Here is a 16,889-nt window from a genome sequence, read left to right on the forward strand (position 1 = left end):
CGACCAACCAGCGAGGTCACCAGGCCTCCAATCGGTGAGGTCGCCATGCCTCCGTCCGGTGAGGTCGCTGGGCCCCCGCCCGGTGAGGTCGCCATGCCTCCGTCAGGTGAGGTCGCTAGGCCCCCGCCGGTGGTGGTCGCTAGGCCCCACCTGCCGAGACCGCCAGGCCTCCGCCGCCTGCCACTCCCTATCCACAGGCATTCACCCGACCCGCGCTCTTATCCACAGAATCCCGTTCGGCCCCTCGGCCACCCGCCGTTCCGCAGGACCCTGGCCCAAGCTCGTCCTCGTCCTCGTTCGCGTTCACGACCAAGGAGGCTCGAATGCCCCGCACCAGCACCGCAGCGTCTCCCACCGCCAGCTCGCCCGCCGCCACCTCGCCCACCGCCCCTGATGCCCGCACGGCCGCTCCCCGCCCTCTGGCCTGCACCGCCGCCCTGGCCTGCGCCCTCCTCGCCGCCACCGCCGCCCTGGCCACCACCACCGAAGCCACCGCGACCACGACCATGGCCGCGGCGACAGCGGTGGCCGAAGCCACCCGCCCCACCAAGAAACGCCTCACCAGAAAGAAATCCATCAAGAGGAAACTCACGAGAGGCCAGATCGCCGCCTCCGCGGCCCTGGCCCAACTCGGCGTCTCCTTCTCCTGGGGCGGGGGCTCCCCGAAGGGTCCCACTCTCGGCATCGGCAGAGGCGCGGCGACCCGCGGCTTCGACTGCAGCGGCCTCACCCTCTACGCCTGGTCCAGAGCCGGCGTGCGGTTGGGCCATTACACCGGGGCCCAGTTCCGCCAGGGCCGCAGGATCAGCCGCACCGCCCGCCGCGCCGGCGACCTCCTCTTCTTCGGCGGCGGCCGAGCCGACCCCACGCACGTGGCCCTCTACCTGGGCGGCGACCTGATGGTCCACGCCCCCAAGACCGGTGACGTGGTCCGCACGACGAGCTTCGCCAAGTCCTCCTACTACCGCGCCGTCTACCGAGGCGCCGTACGCCCGGGATGACCGGCGACGGCAGCCACCAGCCCGCCGACCAGCTCCGCCAGCACTTCCCGATCCCCGTCCGCCTCGCCCTCGGAGTCGCCGGCCTCATACTCCATGAGCCCGAGCCCGGCCACCTCGAACCGACCACCGATCGCCGTCACCAACGAAAGCAGCCGCTCAGGATGCATGCCACCAGGCGTAGGACACCCCACGCTCCGGAAGACCTCCGGCTCGAGCACGTCGAGGTCGATGTGCACGTACACGGCGGCATCTGGGCCGCCCGCCGCCTCGATCGTCGCGAGAAGAGCCTCTGGCGTCCCCGTCTCCGCCATCGTCACCCACCGGATTCCGGCACGCGTCACGAAGGCCGCCTCCGGCGGATCGAGATCCCGCACCCCGGCCAGCACGATCCGCCGCGGGTCCAGCGGCTCCTCGGCCACCAGCCCTTGGGGCCCCTCGCCCGTGAGCGCCCGCAGCACCATCCCGTGATAGGCGCCCGACAGCGAAGACTCCGGCGTGTTCAGATCGCCGTGGGCGTCGAACCACACCACCACCAGCCGATCGCCGTACCGCCTGCGCGCCGCCGACACAGGCTCCAACTCCACCCCGCAGTCCCCACCAACGGCGACGACCAACACCCCATCACCGACCCCCTCAACCGCAGCCCGCACCCGAGCCGCCGCAACCCCCAAACTCCCGTCCTCAACCGCTTCCCGCACCCATCCCGCAGTCGCGGCAGGATCGCCGTCCTCGACCGCTGCCCGCACCTGTACCGCTGTCGCAGCAGGATCGCCGTCCTCGACCGCTGCCCGCACCTGTACCGCTGTCGCAGCAGGACCGCTGTCCTCGACATCTGCCTGCGCCAGCGCCGCCGCGGCAGGACCGTCGTCTTCTACCGTTGCCTGTGCCCGTGTCGCTGTAGTGGCGGGACCGTTGTCCTCGGTTGTCGGCTGCTGCGGAGCCGCCGAGACGCCCGAGATCTCGTCCTCGACCGCCACCCGCACCCTGTGCGCGGCCTCGCCCGCCACACGCACCGTTGCCGCGTCGACCAGGTCGGCGACGATCCGCGCCCCTTCGCGCAGCCGCTTCGCCGTACGCGACCCAGACCCCCGCCACTGCGGCACTTCGACAACTGCAACTTTTCGCAACATCGCTACAAACCGCCTTTAGCCTCGCGATACCCCGGGTCTGCCATCACCCGTCGTAACTGCACAGCATGGGGGCAAATGGTCACCAACTCGACCCGACATGCCGAGGATCCGGCCGTTCCGGGGCTCATCTTTCGAGAACCGCATGTCAGGGCTCCGGGCACCGATAACATCGAGTGTCCTTGACCCCGGCAAGCGATGAGAGTGGCAGAAGATCGATGAGTTCGGTGACCGTACGTGTGCCCGCGAAGGTCAACGTGCAGCTTTCTGTCGGCCCGCTCAGGGATGATGGCTACCACGACCTGGTCAACGTCTTCCATGCCGTGTCGATCTTCGACGAGGTGGTGGCCAAGGAGTCCGAGTCCATCACCGTGTCGGTCAACGGCAAGTGGGCCGACCAGGTGCCCGTGGACGACAGCAACCTCGCGATCCGCGCTGCCCGCGCCCTCGCCAAGCATGCGGGACGCACCTACGGCGCTGACCTGATCATCAACAAGGACATTCCGGTGGCGGGTGGCATGGCGGGCGGCAGCGCCGACGCCGCCGGCGCCCTGGTGGCCTGTAACGAGCTCTGGGGGCTCGGCCTGCCGTTCGACGATCTGATGGAGATCGCCGGGGACCTCGGCAGCGACGTCCCGTTCTCCCTGCTCGGCGGCACCGCCGTCGGCACCGGCCGGGGCGAGCAGTTGAGCGAGCTGCCGACAGGCGGCACGTTCCACTGGGTGTTCGCGCTCGCCGACGGCGGGCTCTCCACCGCCAGCGTGTACGCCGAATGCGACCGGCTCCGGGCAGCCGAGGCGGCGGAGGTGCCCTGGCCGCAGCTCAACGACTCCCTCCTGGAGGCCCTGGGCACCGGCGACGCCTATGCCCTCGGCTCCCACCTCAGCAACGACCTTCAGGCCGCCGCGCTCAACCTGCGTCCGGAGCTCGCTCCTACGCTGGAGGCCGGTCGCCAGCACGGCGCGCTGGGCGCCATCGTCTCCGGCTCCGGCCCCACCTGCGCGTTCCTCGCCATCGACGCCCTCCACGCCCGAGACCTGGCCGGCAGCCTCACGGCCACGGGCGCCGCGCACACCGCCGTCCCGGCCCACGGCCCCGTCCACGGCGCGACCCTGGTCTGATCCCGCGATCCCGCCGCCCCGCCTCCCGGCGTTGGAACGGTCAATGTGCCGCCGCGGTTCGGTGGGGTGAACGCAGGGTCGCTCGGCGTCCACTGCAAGATGGGTCTCATGCAAGCTGGGGCACATCGCCGTGTCCGTGTCTGCGAGGCTCCGGTGTCCGTGTTCCAGGGAAGGCAGTGCAAACCAGGAATGGGGTGCACGCCCGGAGATGGCGGTGCACGCCCAGGGACGGTGCACACCTGGGGTAGGCGGTGCCCACCTGCCGGAGATAGCCAGCCAGCCAGCTACTAGCTCGGTGTGTCCGGTCTGGCTATCACGGCTGATCGGCTTGGTCGCCCTCCGCACGTGCCGCCTCGGGCGGGGGGCGACGGTTGCCTCTACCTCTCCCGCCGAGCAGGCCCGGCTGTCTCCACCCACTCCGCCGGAAGTCGCGTTGTACGTGATGCGCCAGGTCGGCGTCAGGCGAAGCGGCCTTGAGCGCCGTGCCGGAAGTCGTCCTGGCTTGCAGTAGTCGGGGTCGGGAGCGGCGATCAGGCCGGTGCGCGGGTAGCCCCATGATCTTGCTATCGGCTGTCCGCTTCCTCCCGCACTCAGGGTCGGGAGCCGGTGCGCAGGTCGACCGTGACCCTGCTATCGGCTGTCCGCCTCCTCCCGCGCGAGATCCCAGGCTTCCTTGAGCTGAGAAGGCGCAGTTCGTAGAGGAGCTGAGGAGACGCAGCCCGTACAGATAGAGGCGCGGCCTTGAGGCGACGATGGACACGGGCGTCCTGGCGGCGTGGTTTCGACTGCCCATGCAGTCAAACGCGGACGGCGAGCTTGCCGTGCTGCTGGCTCGCAGGCATTCGCCGTTCCTGCCGTGCTTCGCCGCGCGTAAGGATGGTGAGGGTTCGGGCGTCGCAGCCCCCCGACAGGGACGGTCGGGGGCTCGCGGACGAGACGGACGAGGTTGTGACGGGAGTGCGTGGTCAGTTCTTGAGGACCTCGACCCAGTAGCGGCCGTCGGTGTCGCGGTGGGCGCCGTGGATGTCGGTGGCGAGGTCGGGGAAGGCGCGGTCGAAGTCCTCCAGGACGCGTAGGTAGGTCATCAGCGGACCGTCGGCGGGGCCGGTCGCCTCGCCGGGCATCAGCATGGGGATGCCGGGCGGCGTGACGACCACCGTCGCCGCGGCGACCCGGCCCGGCAGGTGGCTCAGCGGGACGCGTTCGGTGCGGGATCGGATCATGGCCTGATAGCAGTCGGCGGGCGTGACCACGGGCTCCGGCAGGTAGGTGAAGACCTGGTCGAGGAGGTTGCCGACCCCGGAGTCGCGCAGCTTCTCGTGGACCAGGGTGCAGAGCTTCTGCAGCGAGATCGCGGGCGGGCCGAAGCCGGGCAGCACCTCCGCCAGGGGCAGGTCGGCGTCGTAGGCGTTCTTGAAGTCGGTGAGGGCGTCGATCAGGGTGCCCCACTTGCCCTTGGTGATGCCCATCGAGAACAACACCAGCAACGTGTGGTCGCCGGTCTTCTCCACCACGATGCCGCGTCGCTGCAGGTAGGCGGCCACGACGCGGGCCGGGATGCCCCAGTCGAGCGTGCCCGTGGCGGCGTCGGCGCCCGGACAGGTGATCGTCACCTTGACCGGGTCGAGCAGGCAGTAGCCCTCGGACATGCCGTCGAACCCGTGCCAGCCGGCGCCCGCCTCCAGGGTCCAGCAGCGGGGGTCGGAGCACAGCAGCGCCGGGTCGGCGTCGGCGAACGGGACGGTCCTGCCGGTGCGCGGATCGGTGACGGAGGGCGGCTGCCACACGCCGAAGAACCAGCCGGGCCGGGTGCCGTCCTCGCGGATGCGGGCGGCCAGACGCGTCATCGCCTGCCGGAACCGGACGGCCTCGACGATCGCCTCCCCGGTGAGGAACGGCCCCGACGGGCCGTCCATCATCGCCGCCGCGACGTCCAGGGAGGCGATCATCGGGTAGAGCGGCGACGTGGAGGCGTGCATGAGGTAGGTCTCGTTGAAGGCGTCGTAGTCGACCGGCGCCCGCTCCGAGGGGCGGACGTGCAGCATCGCGGCCTGCGACAGCGCCGCCAGCAGTTTGTGCGTCGACTGGGTGGCGAACACGGTGGGGCGGCCAGGCCCCGGCAGTGTGCGCTGGTCGACGGCCATGCCGTAGCGGCCGGCGTAGAGCGGGTTGAACCGGGCGTAGGCGAACCACGCCTCGTCGAAGTGCAGGCGCGGCACGCTGGCGCCCAGCAGCTCGCCGACCCGCACCGCGTCGTAGCACACCCCGTCATAGGTGGAGTTGGTGATCACGGCGTAGGTCGGGTCGCCGGCGGCGAGAGGATGGGCGGCCACCCGGGCCTGGATCGCTGCGGCCTCCAGCGCGGCGGGCTGGATCGGCCCGGCCAGCCCGAGCCCGTTGCGCTCGGGCACCAGGTAGACCGGGCGGGCGCCGCTGATGGCCAGCGCGTGCTGGACCGACTTGTGGCAGTTGCGGTCGACGAGGACGGTGTCGTCGCGGGCGATGGCGTGGTGTCCGACGATGCGGTTGGCGGTGGAGTTGCCGTTGACCACGAAGAACGTACGGTCGGCGCCGAAGACGCGGGCGGCGTTGCGCTCGGCCTCGCCGATGGGGCCGGTGTGGTCGAGCGGCGACCCCAGCTCCGTGACCGAGATGGACAGGTCGGTGCGCAGCAGCCGCTCGCCGTAGAAGTCGAAGAACGCCCGGCCCACCGGCGACTTGAGGAACGCCACGCCGCCCGCGTGCGCCGGGGTGTGCCAGGAGTAGTGATGGTGGTCCTGCAGACGGCGCAGGGCGCCGAAGAAGGGCGGGAGGATCTTCTCGGCGTACTGGTCGGCGGCGTGGGCGATGCGCCCGGCGATGAACTGCGGGGTGTCCTCCAGCGGGTAGACGTAGCCCTGGATGACCTCGTAGACCCACAGCGGGAGCTCCTGCTCCTGCGTCATCAGGAAGACGGGCAGCCCGCGGAACCGTTTGGCGACCGCGCCCAGCAGCTCCTCGGCTCCCGGCGCGTCCCACGACGCCAGCACCGCCGTGAGCGACGCGTCCGAGCCGACCACCGCCAGGGCGTCGTGGGCCCGGTGGGTCCAGCGCACGTGGAGCCCGAGCTCGTCCATCGCGGCGCAGACGCGGCGGATCTGCTCGGCGAGCGCCGAATCGGCGTCGGGACGTTCGGTGACGGCGGCCAGAACCGTTCGCTCCATTGCGGCACTCCGTGGTCGGGGGGAACGGCCGGGGAGGGTCACACCGGCCACTCATCATGGTAACGGTCAGCAGTCGTAAGGCAACTTTGAGTAATGAAGGGAGAGGGAGGAGACGGCGAGGTGCTGGGCGGGGAGCCGATACCCTGAGTAGGTCATGAATCTGGTCAATCTTGAGTCGGTCTCCCACGCCTACGGGCCCAAGCCGCTCCTCAGTGACGTCTCCCTGGGCATCGAGGCCGGGGAGCGCATCGGCGTCGTCGGACGCAACGGAGGCGGCAAGACGACCCTGATGTCGGTGATCGCGGGGGAGGTGCGGCCCGACAGCGGACGGGTCACGCACACCCGCAACCTCCGGATCGGGTTCCTGTCGCAGCACGACGCGCTCGACCCGGCCGCCACCATCGGCGAGATCGTGCTGGGCGGGCTGGCCGAGCACGAGTGGGCGGGCGACCAGGCGATCCGCGAGATCCTCGCCAACCTGATCGGCGACCTCGACCTCGGCTCCAGGGCCGCGGACCTGTCGGGCGGCGAGCGCCGGCGCACCGCGCTGGCCAAGCTGCTCATCGACGACCACGACCTGATCATGCTGGACGAGCCCACCAACCACCTCGACATCGAGGCCATCGCCTGGCTCGCCGCACACCTGTCGGGCCGCAAGAGCGCCCTGCTCGTGGTGACGCACGACCGGTGGTTCCTCGACGCGGTCTCCACCCGCACGTGGGAGGTCGTGGACGGGCGCGTCGAGCGCTACGAGGGCGGATACGCCGCCTACGTCCTCGCCAAGGCCGAGCGGGCGCGCATCGCCCAGGCCGCCGAGGAACGCCGCCAGAACCTCATGCGCAAGGAGATCGCCTGGCTGCGGCGCGGCCCGCCCGCCCGTACGTCCAAGCCGAAGTTCCGCATCGAGGCCGCCCAGGCCCTCATCGCGAACGAGCCCCCGGCGCGCGAGACCGTCGAGCTGATGCGCTTCGCCGCGGCCCGGCTCGGCAAGACGGTGTACGACCTGGAGGACGTCACCCTGCACGCCGGCGGCCCGGAGAACGGGCCGCTGGTGCTCGACCGGTGCACCTGGCAGTTCGGGCCCGGCGACCGCATCGGGCTGATCGGGGTCAACGGCTCCGGCAAGTCGTCGGTGCTGCGCCTGCTCGCCGACACGGTCAAGCCCGACTCGGGCCGCGTGGTCCGGGGCCGCACCGTACGCCTCGCGCACCTTTCGCAGGAGCTCACGGAGCTGGACCCGACGCGACGGGTGCTGGAGTCGGTCGAGGAGGTGCGCAAGTACCTCCAGCTCGGAAAGAAGGAGTGGTCGGCCTCCCAGCTGCTCGAACGCCTCGGCTTCAAGGGCGACGCGCAGTGGAAGGTGATCGGCGACCTGTCCGGCGGCGAGCGGCGGCGGCTGCAGCTCCTCAGGCTGCTCATGGACGACCCCAACGTCCTGCTGCTCGACGAGCCCACCAACGACCTCGACATCGAGACGCTCAACGAGCTGGAAGACCTGCTCGACGGCTGGCCCGGCACGCTCGTCCTGGTGAGCCACGACCGCTACTTCCTGGAGCGGGTCACCGACCGGTGCGTGGCGCTGCTGGGCGACGGGCGGCTGTCGCTGCTGCCCGGCGGCGTGGACGAATACCTCGAACGGCGGGCCGCGGGCACCGCGCTGACCGCCAGGGTGGCGGGCGGCGCCGGCGCGGCGGTCACCGCCTCGGCGTCCCAGGAGAGCGCCACGGCGACCGGCGAGCTGTCGGCCAAGGAGGAGCGCGAGCTGCGCAAGGAGCTCAACCGCCTGGAACGCCAGCTCGACAAGCTGGCCGGGCAGGAGGAGCGGCTGCACGCGGCCATGGCGGAGGCGGCCAGCGACTACGCCCGGCTCGGCGCTCTGGACGGCGAGCTGCGGGAGATCACGGCGCAGAAGGACGCGATCGAGTCGGAGTGGCTCGAACTCGCCGACCGCCTCGGCGACTGACGCGACCGACCCTGGTCCGCCCGCCCCAAGGCGCGGTCGTGCCAAGGGTCTGCCCAGGTCAACGGACGTTTCTGTGAGGGATGTCGGGCGCGCGGTCCGGGTAAAGAGCGGCTGGGACGTGGGGTGAGCGGGCTCCCCGGTGAGGGGCGCCCGGCGTCAGCGGGCTCTCGGGAGGGGCGCCCGGCGTGAGCGGGCCCCCGGGGAAGGGCGCTCGGCGTGAGCGGGCCCCCGGGGAGGGGCCGCCCGGCGCGAGCGGTGCCGCCGCGCCCGACGTGAGCACGGGTCGAGCGAGGTGCCGGGTGGGCGGGGTCAGCTGGGGGAGTCGAACGGGGCCAGCAGGGTGCGCAGCAGCGAGGCGAGCGTCCGCTGATCGGCCGCCCCCAGCCCCGACAGCAGCTCGTGCTCCCGCCGCAGCAGGTCGGCGAAGGCCGCGTCCACCCGGGAGAGCCCCGTGTCCGTCAGCGACACGAGGACGCCGCGCCGGTCCTCGGGGTCGGGCCGGCGTCGTACGAGACCCGCCTGGGCGAGCCGGTCGATGCGGTTGGTCATGGTCCCAGAGGTGACCAGGGTGGCCCGGAGCAGGGTGCCGGGGCTCAGCTCGTACGGCTTGCCGGCCCTGCGCAGTGCGGTGAGCACGTCGAACTCCCACGGTTCGAGGTCGTGCTCGGCGAAGGCCGCCCGCCGCGCCCGATCGAGATGCTTGGCGAGACGTGACACTCTGGAGAGCACCTGGAGCGGCTCGACGTCGAGGTCGGGGCGCTCCGTCCGCCAAGCGGCGACGAGGCGATCGACCTCGTCTCTAGCTTCCTCCGTCATGACACACAAGTGTACTGTCTTGACATCGAGATATCTCTCTCGATATCAATTATCTTCATGTCGAGAGATATCTGGGACCCGGTGACCTACGCGGTGTACGCCGACGAGCGTTCCCGGCCGTTCATCGAGCTCATCTCCAGGGTGGGGGCGGTCGACCCCGATTATGTCGTGGACGCCGGCTGCGGCAGCGGCGAACTCACCGCAGACCTGGCCACCCGCTGGCCGAGGGCGACCGTCGAAGGGTTCGACTCCTCGCCCGCCATGATCACCAAGGCGCGCGGCCTCGGCACGTCCGTGCACTTCGCCGTCGCCGACGCCGAGACCTGGCGGCCCGACCGGCCCGTGGACGTGATCGTCTCGAACGCCCTCCTCCAGTGGGTGCCCGACCACCGCTCGGTGCTCGAACACTGGATGGAGTCGCTGGCAGCGGGCGGCTGGCTGGCGTTCCAGGTGCCGGGCAACCACGACGCACCGAGCCACGTCGCCATCCGGGAGCTGTGCGCCTCCCGCACCTGGTCGGACAAGCTCGGCGGCTACCAGCGGCTCGCCGAGGTGGACGACGCCCTCGGCTACTGCGACCTGCTCAACCAGGGCGGCACGCAGGTGGACGCCTGGGAGACGACGTACGTGCACGTGCTGAAGGGCGAGAACCCCGTGCTGGACTGGGTGTCGGGCACGGCCCTGCGCCCGATCCTCGACCGGCTGGACCACGGCGACCAGCGGCGCTTCAAGGCCGACCTCGGCGAGCTGCTGGCGCAGGCCTATCCGGCGAGGAGGTACGGCACGCCGTTCCCGTTCCGCCGCGTCTTCGTGGTGGCGCAGAAATGATCATCGGGCTGCACCACGTCCAGCTGGCCGCGCCGGCCGGCAGCGAGCCGCTGCTCAGGGAGTTCTACGCGGGGGTGCTCGGCCTGCGCGAGGTGCCCAAGCCGCCGGAGCTGGCCGCCCGTGGCGGTGTCTGGTTCAGGGACGAGGGCGTGGAGGTGCACCTGGGCGTCGAGCGGGACTTCCGGCCGGCACGCAAGGCGCATCCCGCCTTCCTGGTGGACGACGTGGATGCCCTGGCCGCCGCGATCCCCGGGGCCGTGCCCGACGACCTCCTGCCCGGCCACCGCCGGGTCTACGTCACCGATCCGGTCGGGAACAGGATCGAGCTGCTGCAACCCCGGTGAGTTCACCTTGGGGTGGCAGAATCGTCCGAAATCGGACTTTGTGAGGTGTAGTGGGCATCGAGATCGAGGACAAGTTCGACGTTCCGTACGACTACGCGCTTCCCGACCTGGGCGACCTCGCCACCGGCGTCACCGGGCCGAAGAGCTACCAGCTCGTCGCGCTCTACTACGACACACCCGACCTGCGACTGGCCGCCAGAGGCGTGACGCTCCGGCGGCGAAGGGGCGGCGACGACGCCGGTTGGCATCTCAAGCTGCCCAAGGCCAAGGGCGTCCGGCAGGAGATCGCCGTGCCGCTCACCCGGAGCACCAGGACGGTCCCCCCGGAGCTGGCCGAGCTGGTCCGCGCCTACACCCGCGGCGCCGAACTGGAGGTGGTCGCCGAGCTGGACACCCGCAGGAGCGTCACCGTCCTGCACGACGGTGGGACCAGGCTGCTGGAGGTCGCCGACGACCGCGTCAAGGCCACCGACCGCCGCGAGGGCGGCCGGGTCGTACGCTGGCGCGAGGTCGAGGCCGAGCTGATCGACGAGAGCCGGCGGGCGCTGCTGGCCAAGGTCGGCAAGCGGCTGAGGAAGGCCGGCGCCGAGCCGTCCGGGGCCGCCAGCAAGCTCGCGAAAGTGCTCCAGCCGGCCCCGCCGCCCCTGGCCGGCTGCGAGCCCGGCTCGGCGGGCGAGGTCGTGCTCGCCTACCTCGCCGGTCAGGTGAACGCCCTCCTCTCCCAGGACCCCCGCGTACGCCGCGCCGAGGATGACGCCGTCCACCAGATGCGCGTGGCCTCCCGGCGGCTGCGCAGCGCGCTGAAGGCGTTCAAGACCGTGGTGACCGGCACCGAGCAGGTCCAGGACGAGCTGCGATGGCTGGGCACCGTGCTCGGCGAGGCCCGCGACCTGGAGGTCATGAGGGCCAGGTTCGGCGAGCGGCTGGCCGGCCTGCCGTCCGGGCTGATCGTCGGCCCCGTCCGGGAGCGCCTCGGCGCCGACCTGCTCGCCCGCGAGCGGGACGCGTACGAGCGGATCAAGGACGCCCTCAGCGGCGAGCGCTACTACGCGCTGCTGAACGCCCTCGACGCGCTGCTCGCCGGCCCGAGTCTCGGCAAGGCCGCGCCCAAGCCCGCGAAGGAGCGGCTCGCCGTCATCGCGGCGGACAACTGGAGCCGGGTGACCAAGGCGTACGACAGGGCCCAGGCCGTCGAGGACCCGGAGCGCCGCGAGATCGCCATGCACGACGTGCGCAAGGCGGCCAAACGCGCCCGTTACACCGCCGAAGCGCTCCGGCCCACCCTCGGCAAGGGCATGGCCAAGCTCGCCGAGCGGGCCGAGGACATCCAGGAGGTGCTGGGGGCGCACCAGGACGGCGTGGTCGCGCAGGAGACGCTGACCGAGGAGGCGGAGCGCGCCAGGCGGGCGGGCGAGGACACCTTCACCTACGGGCTGCTCGTCGGGATCGAGCGCGACCTCGCCGCGCGGGCGCACGCCGACTTCCCCGGGGTGTGGGCGGAGACGGTCAAGGCGGTGGCGAAGCTGCTGTGACCCGGTGGCGCTCGACGCCGACGACCTGGTCGCCCGCCCGGTGCAGCACGGCGAACGCGCCCTTGCGCAGGTTGATCTCCTTGCCGGTGAGGGCGTGGAGCAGCCCGGGCAGCACCTTGCCGTGGCTGCACACGACCGCGGGGACGGTGATCTCGCGGACCAGGACGGGCGTCTTGCGCGGGTCCTGGCCCTCCTCGCTGAGCAGCGGGTCCAGCAGGATCTCGCCGCCGTACGGCTCAAGCGTCTGCACGCAGCGCGCGCTCGGCGAGCTCATCAGCAGCTCGGGCCGGTAGGCGGGCAGCGCGGTGGCCAGGACGGCGGCCTGGGCCCGCCCGCCGGCGTCGAGCGGGCGGCGCTCGTCGTCGCCGTCCCACTCGGCGCGGGAGCCGGCCGTGGCGTGCCGGACGAGCACGAGCGGCACGGTCTCCAGCGGCGCGCCGGCCAGACGGCGCACCAGCCCGGCGTCCCACCCGAACGTCAGCAGCGCCGCGGCCCGCTCCGGCGGCAGCCAGCGCAGCTCGTCGACCTCCTCGCCGGGCGTGAAGCCGTCGTCGGCGACCACCCGCGCGACCCAGTAGTCGACCCGCTTGAGCCGGCCGCGTACGAGGTAGTGGACGGGCGGCAGGGTGCGGCCGAGCGCGACCGTGAGGCCGGTCTCCTCGCGCACCTCGCGCAGCGCGGCGGCGACGACGTGCTCGCCGGGTTCGAGCTTGCCCTTGGGGAGGGTCCAGTCGTCGTAGGCGGGGCGGTGGATGACGGCCACCTCGGGACGGCTCGCCGGCCCCCGCCAGACCACGGCTCCGGCGGCCCGGAGCAGGTCAGTCGTCGTCAACGGTCCTCCATCGCCGGGTGCTGATGAGATGGGTCTGGAGGTCCTCGCCGGGATGGCGGGTCCAGGAGCCGTCGGAGCCCAGCCACCACGTGCTCGTCGTCTCGGCCATGGCGAGGTCCATCAGCTCGACGAGGTACGCCTTGTGCTGCTGCGAGGTCACCTTGACCAGGGCCTCGACGCGGCGGTCGAGGTTGCGGCGCATGAGGTCGGCGCTGCCGATCCAGATCTCCGGCCGCCGCCCGAGGCCGAACTCGTAGACGCGGGAGTGCTCCAGGAACCGCCCCAGGACCGACCGGACGCGGATGTTCTCCGACAGGCCGGGGATTCCCGGGCGGAGTGCGCAGATGCCGCGTACCCACAGGTCGACCGGCACGCCGGCCCGCGAGGCCCGGTAGAGGGCGTCGATGATCGGCTCGTCGACCAGCGAGTTGGTCTTGATCCGGACGCGGGCGGGCCGCCCGGCCTGCTGGTGGGCGATCTCCCGCTCGATCCTGGCCACCAGGCCGCTGCGCATCGAGTGGGGGGCGACGAGCAGGCGGCGGTAGGCGGAGTGGTTGGAGTAGCCGGTCAGGTGGATGAACAGGTCGGTGACGTCCTCGCCGACCAGCGGGTCCGCGGTGAGCAGGCCGAAGTCCTCGTACTGGCGGGCGGTCTTGGGGTTGTAGTTGCCGGTGCCGATGTGGCAGTAGCGGCGCAGCTCGCCCGAGGGCTCCTGGCGGACGACGAGGGCCAGCTTGCAGTGGGTCTTCAGGCCGACCACGCCGTAGACGACGTGGCAGCCGGCCCGCTCCAGCTTGCGCGCCCAGGAGATGTTGGCGTGCTCGTCGAACCTGGCCTTGATCTCCACGACCACGACGACCTGCTTGCCCGCCTCGGCCGCGTCGATGAGCGCGTCGACGATGGGGGACTCGCCGCTGGTGCGGTAGAGGGTCTGCTTGATCGCCAGGACGCGCGGGTCGGCGGCGGCCACCTCGATGAAGCGCTGGACGCTCGTGGCGAAGGAGTCGTACGGGTGGTGCAGCAGCACGTCGCGCTCGCGCAGCGTGGTGAAGATGTCGTCCTCGGCGCTGATGGCCTCGGCCGGCACGAACGGGCGGTAGCTGAGCTCGCCGCGCTCCAGGTCGGCGATGGCGTGCAGGCCCGACAGGTCGAGCGGCCCCGGCAGCCGGTAGATCTCGTGCGGAGCCAGCTCCAGCTCCTCCACGAGCGGCGCGAGCACCTCCGGCGTGATCGTCTCCTCGACCTCCAGCCGCACCGGCGGGCCGAAGCGCCGCTTGAGCAGCTCCTTCTCCAGGGCCTGCATGAGGTTCTCGGTGACGTCCTCGTCGACGTCGAGGTCCTCGTTCCTGGTGACGCGGAAGACGTGGTGCTGGAGGATCTCCATGCCCTTGAAGAGCTGGCCCAGGTGGGCCGCGATGACGTCTTCCAGCGGGACGAAACGGTCCTTCGACGCCAGGATGAACCGGGGGAGCTGCGAGGGCACCTTGACCCGGGCGAAGACCGTGTGGTCGGTGGCCGGGTTGCGGACCAGGACGGCCAGGTTGAGGCTGAGGCCCGAGATGTACGGGAACGGGTGCGCCGGGTCCACCGCCAGCGGCGTCAGCACCGGCCGGATGCGTTCCCTGAACAGCTTGCGCAGCTCGGTGCGCTCCTCGCGGTCGAGGTCGTCCCAGCGGACGATCTCGATGCCCTCGCCGGCGAGCTGCGGGCAGATCTTGTCGTGGAAGACGGCCGCGTGCCGCCGGGCCAGCGCGTCGGCGACGCCGGCGAGGCGGACCAGCTCGTCGCGTGGTTTGAGCCCGCTCTTGGTCCGCAGCAGCAGTCCGGTGGCCATGCGCCGTTTGAGCCCGGCGATCCGGACCCGGAAGAACTCGTCCAGGTTGCTGGCGAAGATGGCGAGGAAGCGCACCCGCTCCAGCAGGGGGAGAGTGGAGTCCTCGGCCAGTTCGAGCACGCGCTCATTGAACTGGAGCCAGCTCTCCTCCCGGTTGAGGAAGCGCTCCTGCGGCAGCGGCAGATCGTTGGCAGGAGACACCGGTTCTGCGGACATATGGCGTATATTGCCCCGTTTGGTTGAACATCACGTTAACGGCACCGCAACGCTCGTTCTCGCTGATCAGCGCCCCTCTTCCTTCTATGGTCACGCAGGGCCGCCGTCATGTTCAACCCGTCACTCGGACTGATCCACCTGTTCGAGGCGCGCGGCCCGCTCGGCGAGCTTGGCCTCCCGCTGGCGGATCTTCTCCTCGCGCTCGCGCGCCTTCTCCGCCTCCTTGAGCAGCCGCTCGCGCTCCTTCAACTCGCGGACCCGGGCCTTCTCGGCCTCTTTCAGCTCGCGCTGGCGGACCTTCTCGGCCTCCTTCAGCTCCCGCTCGCGGGCCTTCTCCAGCTCGCGCAGCTCTTTCTCGCTGCTCGGGCGGGGCTTGGGCGGGGCGGCGGCGGCGCGGGCCTGGGTGACGGCGCTGATGGCCGGGTGGGGGTTGAGGCCCCTCAGACCGTTCCATGCCAGGTTGACCAGGTGGGCCGCGACCTCCTCGCGGCCCGGCTTGCGCACGTCCAGCCACCACTGCCCGGTCAGCGCGACCATGCCGACCAGCATCTGGGCGTACATGGGCGCGGACTTGGGGTCGTAGCCCCTCGCCGCGAACTCGTCGGCGAGCACGTCCTCGACCTGGCTCGCGATCTCGCTGATCAGGCTCGCGAAGGTGCCGGTGCCCGAGGCGGCGTGCGAGTCGCGGACCAGGATGCGGAAGCCCTCGCTGCTCTCCTCGATGTACTGGAGCAGCGCGAGCGCGGCCCGTTCCACCTTGATCAGGGAGTGGGAGGCGGCCAGCGCCTCGGTGATCATCGTGAGCAGCTTCTGCATCTCACGGTCGACGACCACCGCGTAGACGCCTTCCTTGCCGCCGAAGTGCTCGTACACGACGGGCTTGGACACCTGCGCGGTGGCCGCGATCTCCTCGATAGAGGTCCCGTCGAACCCCTTCTCGGCGAAGAGCGTGCGGCTGATGCGGATCAGCTGCTCTCGTCGCTCGCTACCGGACATGCGCCTGCGAGATCGGGGTTCGGTCACAGGTTCCATAATGACGGCCACGCTCCCGTGGCCGCTCATCGGATCTTTCTCGTCAGGCAACCCGCTTCGCCGCCAGGCGCTCGGGGGTCGGCCAGCGCACGTCGTGGACCCAGCCGAACCGCTCGAAGATCCGGATCAGGCCGGCGCTCAGGTCGATCTGGCCCTTGAGCGCGCCGTGGCGGGCGCAGGTCGGGTCGGAGTGGTGCAGGTTGTGCCAGGACTCGCCGAAGGACGGGATGGCCAGCCACCACACGTTGCGGGACTTGTCGCGCGTCTGGAAGTCCTCCTCGCCGAAGACGTGGCAGATGGAGTTGATGGACCAGGTCACGTGGTGCAGCAGGCCGATGCGGATCAGGGAGCCCCAGAAGAACGCGGTCACCGCGCCCTGCCAGGACCAGGTGAAGAGGCCGCCCAGCACCGCGGGCAGCAGGATCGAGGTGAGGGCGATCGGGCCGAACCACTTGTGCAGCTTCATCACGTCCGGGTCCTTGCACAGGTCCGGGGCGTACTTCTCGCGGTTGGTGCGCTCGCTCTCGAACAGCCAGCCCATGTGGGCGTAGAGCAGTCCCTTGGCCATGTTCTTGAAGCCGGGGCCGAAGCGCCACGGCGAGTGCGGGTCGCCCTCCTTGTCGGAGAACTTGTGGTGCTTGCGGTGGGTGGCCACCCAGTCGAGCACGGACATCTCCAGCGACAGGCTGCCGGCGATGCCGAGGGCGATCTTCAGCGGCCGCTTGGCCTTGAACGAGCCGTGCGTGAAGTAGCGGTGCAGGCCCACGGTGACGCCGAGGCCGGAGACGACGTAGAAGACGAAGGCGATGGCGATGTCCGTCCAGCCGAGACCCCATCCCCAGGCGAACGGAACGGCCGCGGCGACCGCGACGAGGGGGAGCCCGACGACCAGGCCGAAGGTGACGAGTTCGGCGCGGGATTTCGGCTCGGGTTCGAAGTCCGGCTTGGGTGCGGGGGAACGTTCGGCGAGAACGGTCATGGGCGACCTCCAACAGCACGTATGAGGATGATTGTCCGGGCTACGCAACCGTAACCTACGC

13 protein-coding genes are annotated in these 16,889 nt (G+C 71.0%); 6 read left to right on the forward strand and 7 right to left on the reverse strand.

Annotated elements, in window-relative coordinates; genetic code table 11:
- The first annotated feature begins 323 nt into the window (after positions 1-323).
- Positions 324-1,001: an NlpC/P60 family protein gene (locus ACBR40_RS21115; protein WP_344210993.1), complete on the forward strand. Its 678-nt coding sequence runs from the start codon at positions 324-326 to the stop codon at positions 999-1,001.
- Here ACBR40_RS21115 and ACBR40_RS21120 read toward each other — a convergent pair.
- Complete coding sequence (locus tag ACBR40_RS21120) at positions 974-2,131, reverse strand: arginase family protein (protein ID WP_371249854.1); 1,158 nt, start codon at positions 2,129-2,131, stop codon at positions 974-976. The genes ACBR40_RS21115 and ACBR40_RS21120 overlap by 28 nt on opposite strands.
- Positions 2,132-2,346: 215 nt before the next feature.
- Between ACBR40_RS21120 and ACBR40_RS21125 the strand changes: the two genes are divergently transcribed.
- Complete coding sequence (locus ACBR40_RS21125) at positions 2,347-3,249, forward strand: 4-(cytidine 5'-diphospho)-2-C-methyl-D-erythritol kinase (RefSeq protein WP_344210989.1); 903 nt, start codon at positions 2,347-2,349, stop codon at positions 3,247-3,249.
- 965 nt (positions 3,250-4,214) lie between these two features.
- On the opposite strand, the gene ACBR40_RS21130 is transcribed toward ACBR40_RS21125, so the two are convergent.
- A complete protein-coding gene (locus ACBR40_RS21130; protein ID WP_371249855.1) occupies positions 4,215-6,452 on the reverse strand; it encodes an Orn/Lys/Arg decarboxylase N-terminal domain-containing protein in 2,238 nt (745 codons plus the stop codon).
- Between the two features lie 154 nt (positions 6,453-6,606).
- Here ACBR40_RS21130 and ACBR40_RS21135 point away from each other — a divergent pair, with 154 nt between their 5' ends.
- Entirely contained in the window at positions 6,607-8,415 is a 1,809-nt protein-coding gene (locus tag ACBR40_RS21135; protein WP_344210985.1) for an ABC-F family ATP-binding cassette domain-containing protein, read from the forward strand.
- 309 nt (positions 8,416-8,724) lie between these two features.
- On the opposite strand, the gene ACBR40_RS21140 is transcribed toward ACBR40_RS21135, so the two are convergent.
- The gene (locus ACBR40_RS21140; RefSeq protein ID WP_329589730.1) at positions 8,725-9,231 is read right to left on the reverse strand and encodes a MarR family transcriptional regulator; all 507 of its coding nucleotides are present in this window, start codon (positions 9,229-9,231) and stop codon (positions 8,725-8,727) included.
- 57 nt (positions 9,232-9,288) lie between these two features.
- On the opposite strand from ACBR40_RS21140, the gene ACBR40_RS21145 reads away from it, so the two are divergent.
- Genes ACBR40_RS21145 through ACBR40_RS21155 form a run of 3 tightly spaced genes read left to right on the forward strand, consistent with a single transcriptional unit; the run spans position 9,289 to position 11,935 of the window.
- Positions 9,289-10,059, forward strand: coding sequence for a trans-aconitate 2-methyltransferase (locus ACBR40_RS21145; RefSeq protein WP_344210982.1), 771 nt, complete (start codon positions 9,289-9,291; stop codon positions 10,057-10,059).
- Positions 10,056-10,403, forward strand: a complete 348-nt coding sequence (locus ACBR40_RS21150) for a glyoxalase (protein WP_371249856.1) — start codon at positions 10,056-10,058, stop codon at positions 10,401-10,403. The genes ACBR40_RS21145 and ACBR40_RS21150 overlap by 4 nt, the downstream gene beginning before the upstream one ends.
- Positions 10,404-10,453: 50 nt before the next feature.
- The gene (locus ACBR40_RS21155; RefSeq protein ID WP_371249857.1) at positions 10,454-11,935 is read left to right on the forward strand and encodes a CHAD domain-containing protein; all 1,482 of its coding nucleotides are present in this window, start codon (positions 10,454-10,456) and stop codon (positions 11,933-11,935) included.
- On the opposite strand, the gene ACBR40_RS21160 is transcribed toward ACBR40_RS21155, so the two are convergent.
- The 4 genes from ACBR40_RS21160 to ACBR40_RS21175 form a co-directional block, all read right to left on the reverse strand.
- Entirely contained in the window at positions 11,910-12,767 is an 858-nt protein-coding gene (locus ACBR40_RS21160; protein WP_371249858.1) for an NUDIX domain-containing protein, read from the reverse strand. The two genes, ACBR40_RS21155 and ACBR40_RS21160, sit on opposite strands and share 26 nt — an antisense overlap.
- Positions 12,754-14,817 carry an RNA degradosome polyphosphate kinase gene (locus ACBR40_RS21165; protein ID WP_344210974.1) on the reverse strand — a complete coding sequence of 688 codons (2,064 nt, stop codon included), beginning with the start codon at positions 14,815-14,817 and terminating at the stop codon, positions 12,754-12,756. The genes ACBR40_RS21160 and ACBR40_RS21165 overlap by 14 nt, the downstream gene beginning before the upstream one ends.
- A 120-nt stretch (positions 14,818-14,937) precedes the next feature.
- The gene (locus ACBR40_RS21170) at positions 14,938-15,813 is read right to left on the reverse strand and encodes a TetR family transcriptional regulator (protein WP_371249905.1); all 876 of its coding nucleotides are present in this window, start codon (positions 15,811-15,813) and stop codon (positions 14,938-14,940) included.
- Between the two features lie 79 nt (positions 15,814-15,892).
- Positions 15,893-16,828 carry an acyl-CoA desaturase gene (locus ACBR40_RS21175; RefSeq protein ID WP_344210970.1) on the reverse strand — a complete coding sequence of 312 codons (936 nt, stop codon included), beginning with the start codon at positions 16,826-16,828 and terminating at the stop codon, positions 15,893-15,895.
- Positions 16,829-16,889: the final 61 nt, after the last annotated feature.

Source organism: Nonomuraea sp. AD125B, assembly GCF_041402765.1.
Classification (GTDB): Bacteria; Actinomycetota; Actinomycetes; order Streptosporangiales; family Streptosporangiaceae; genus Nonomuraea; species Nonomuraea bangladeshensis.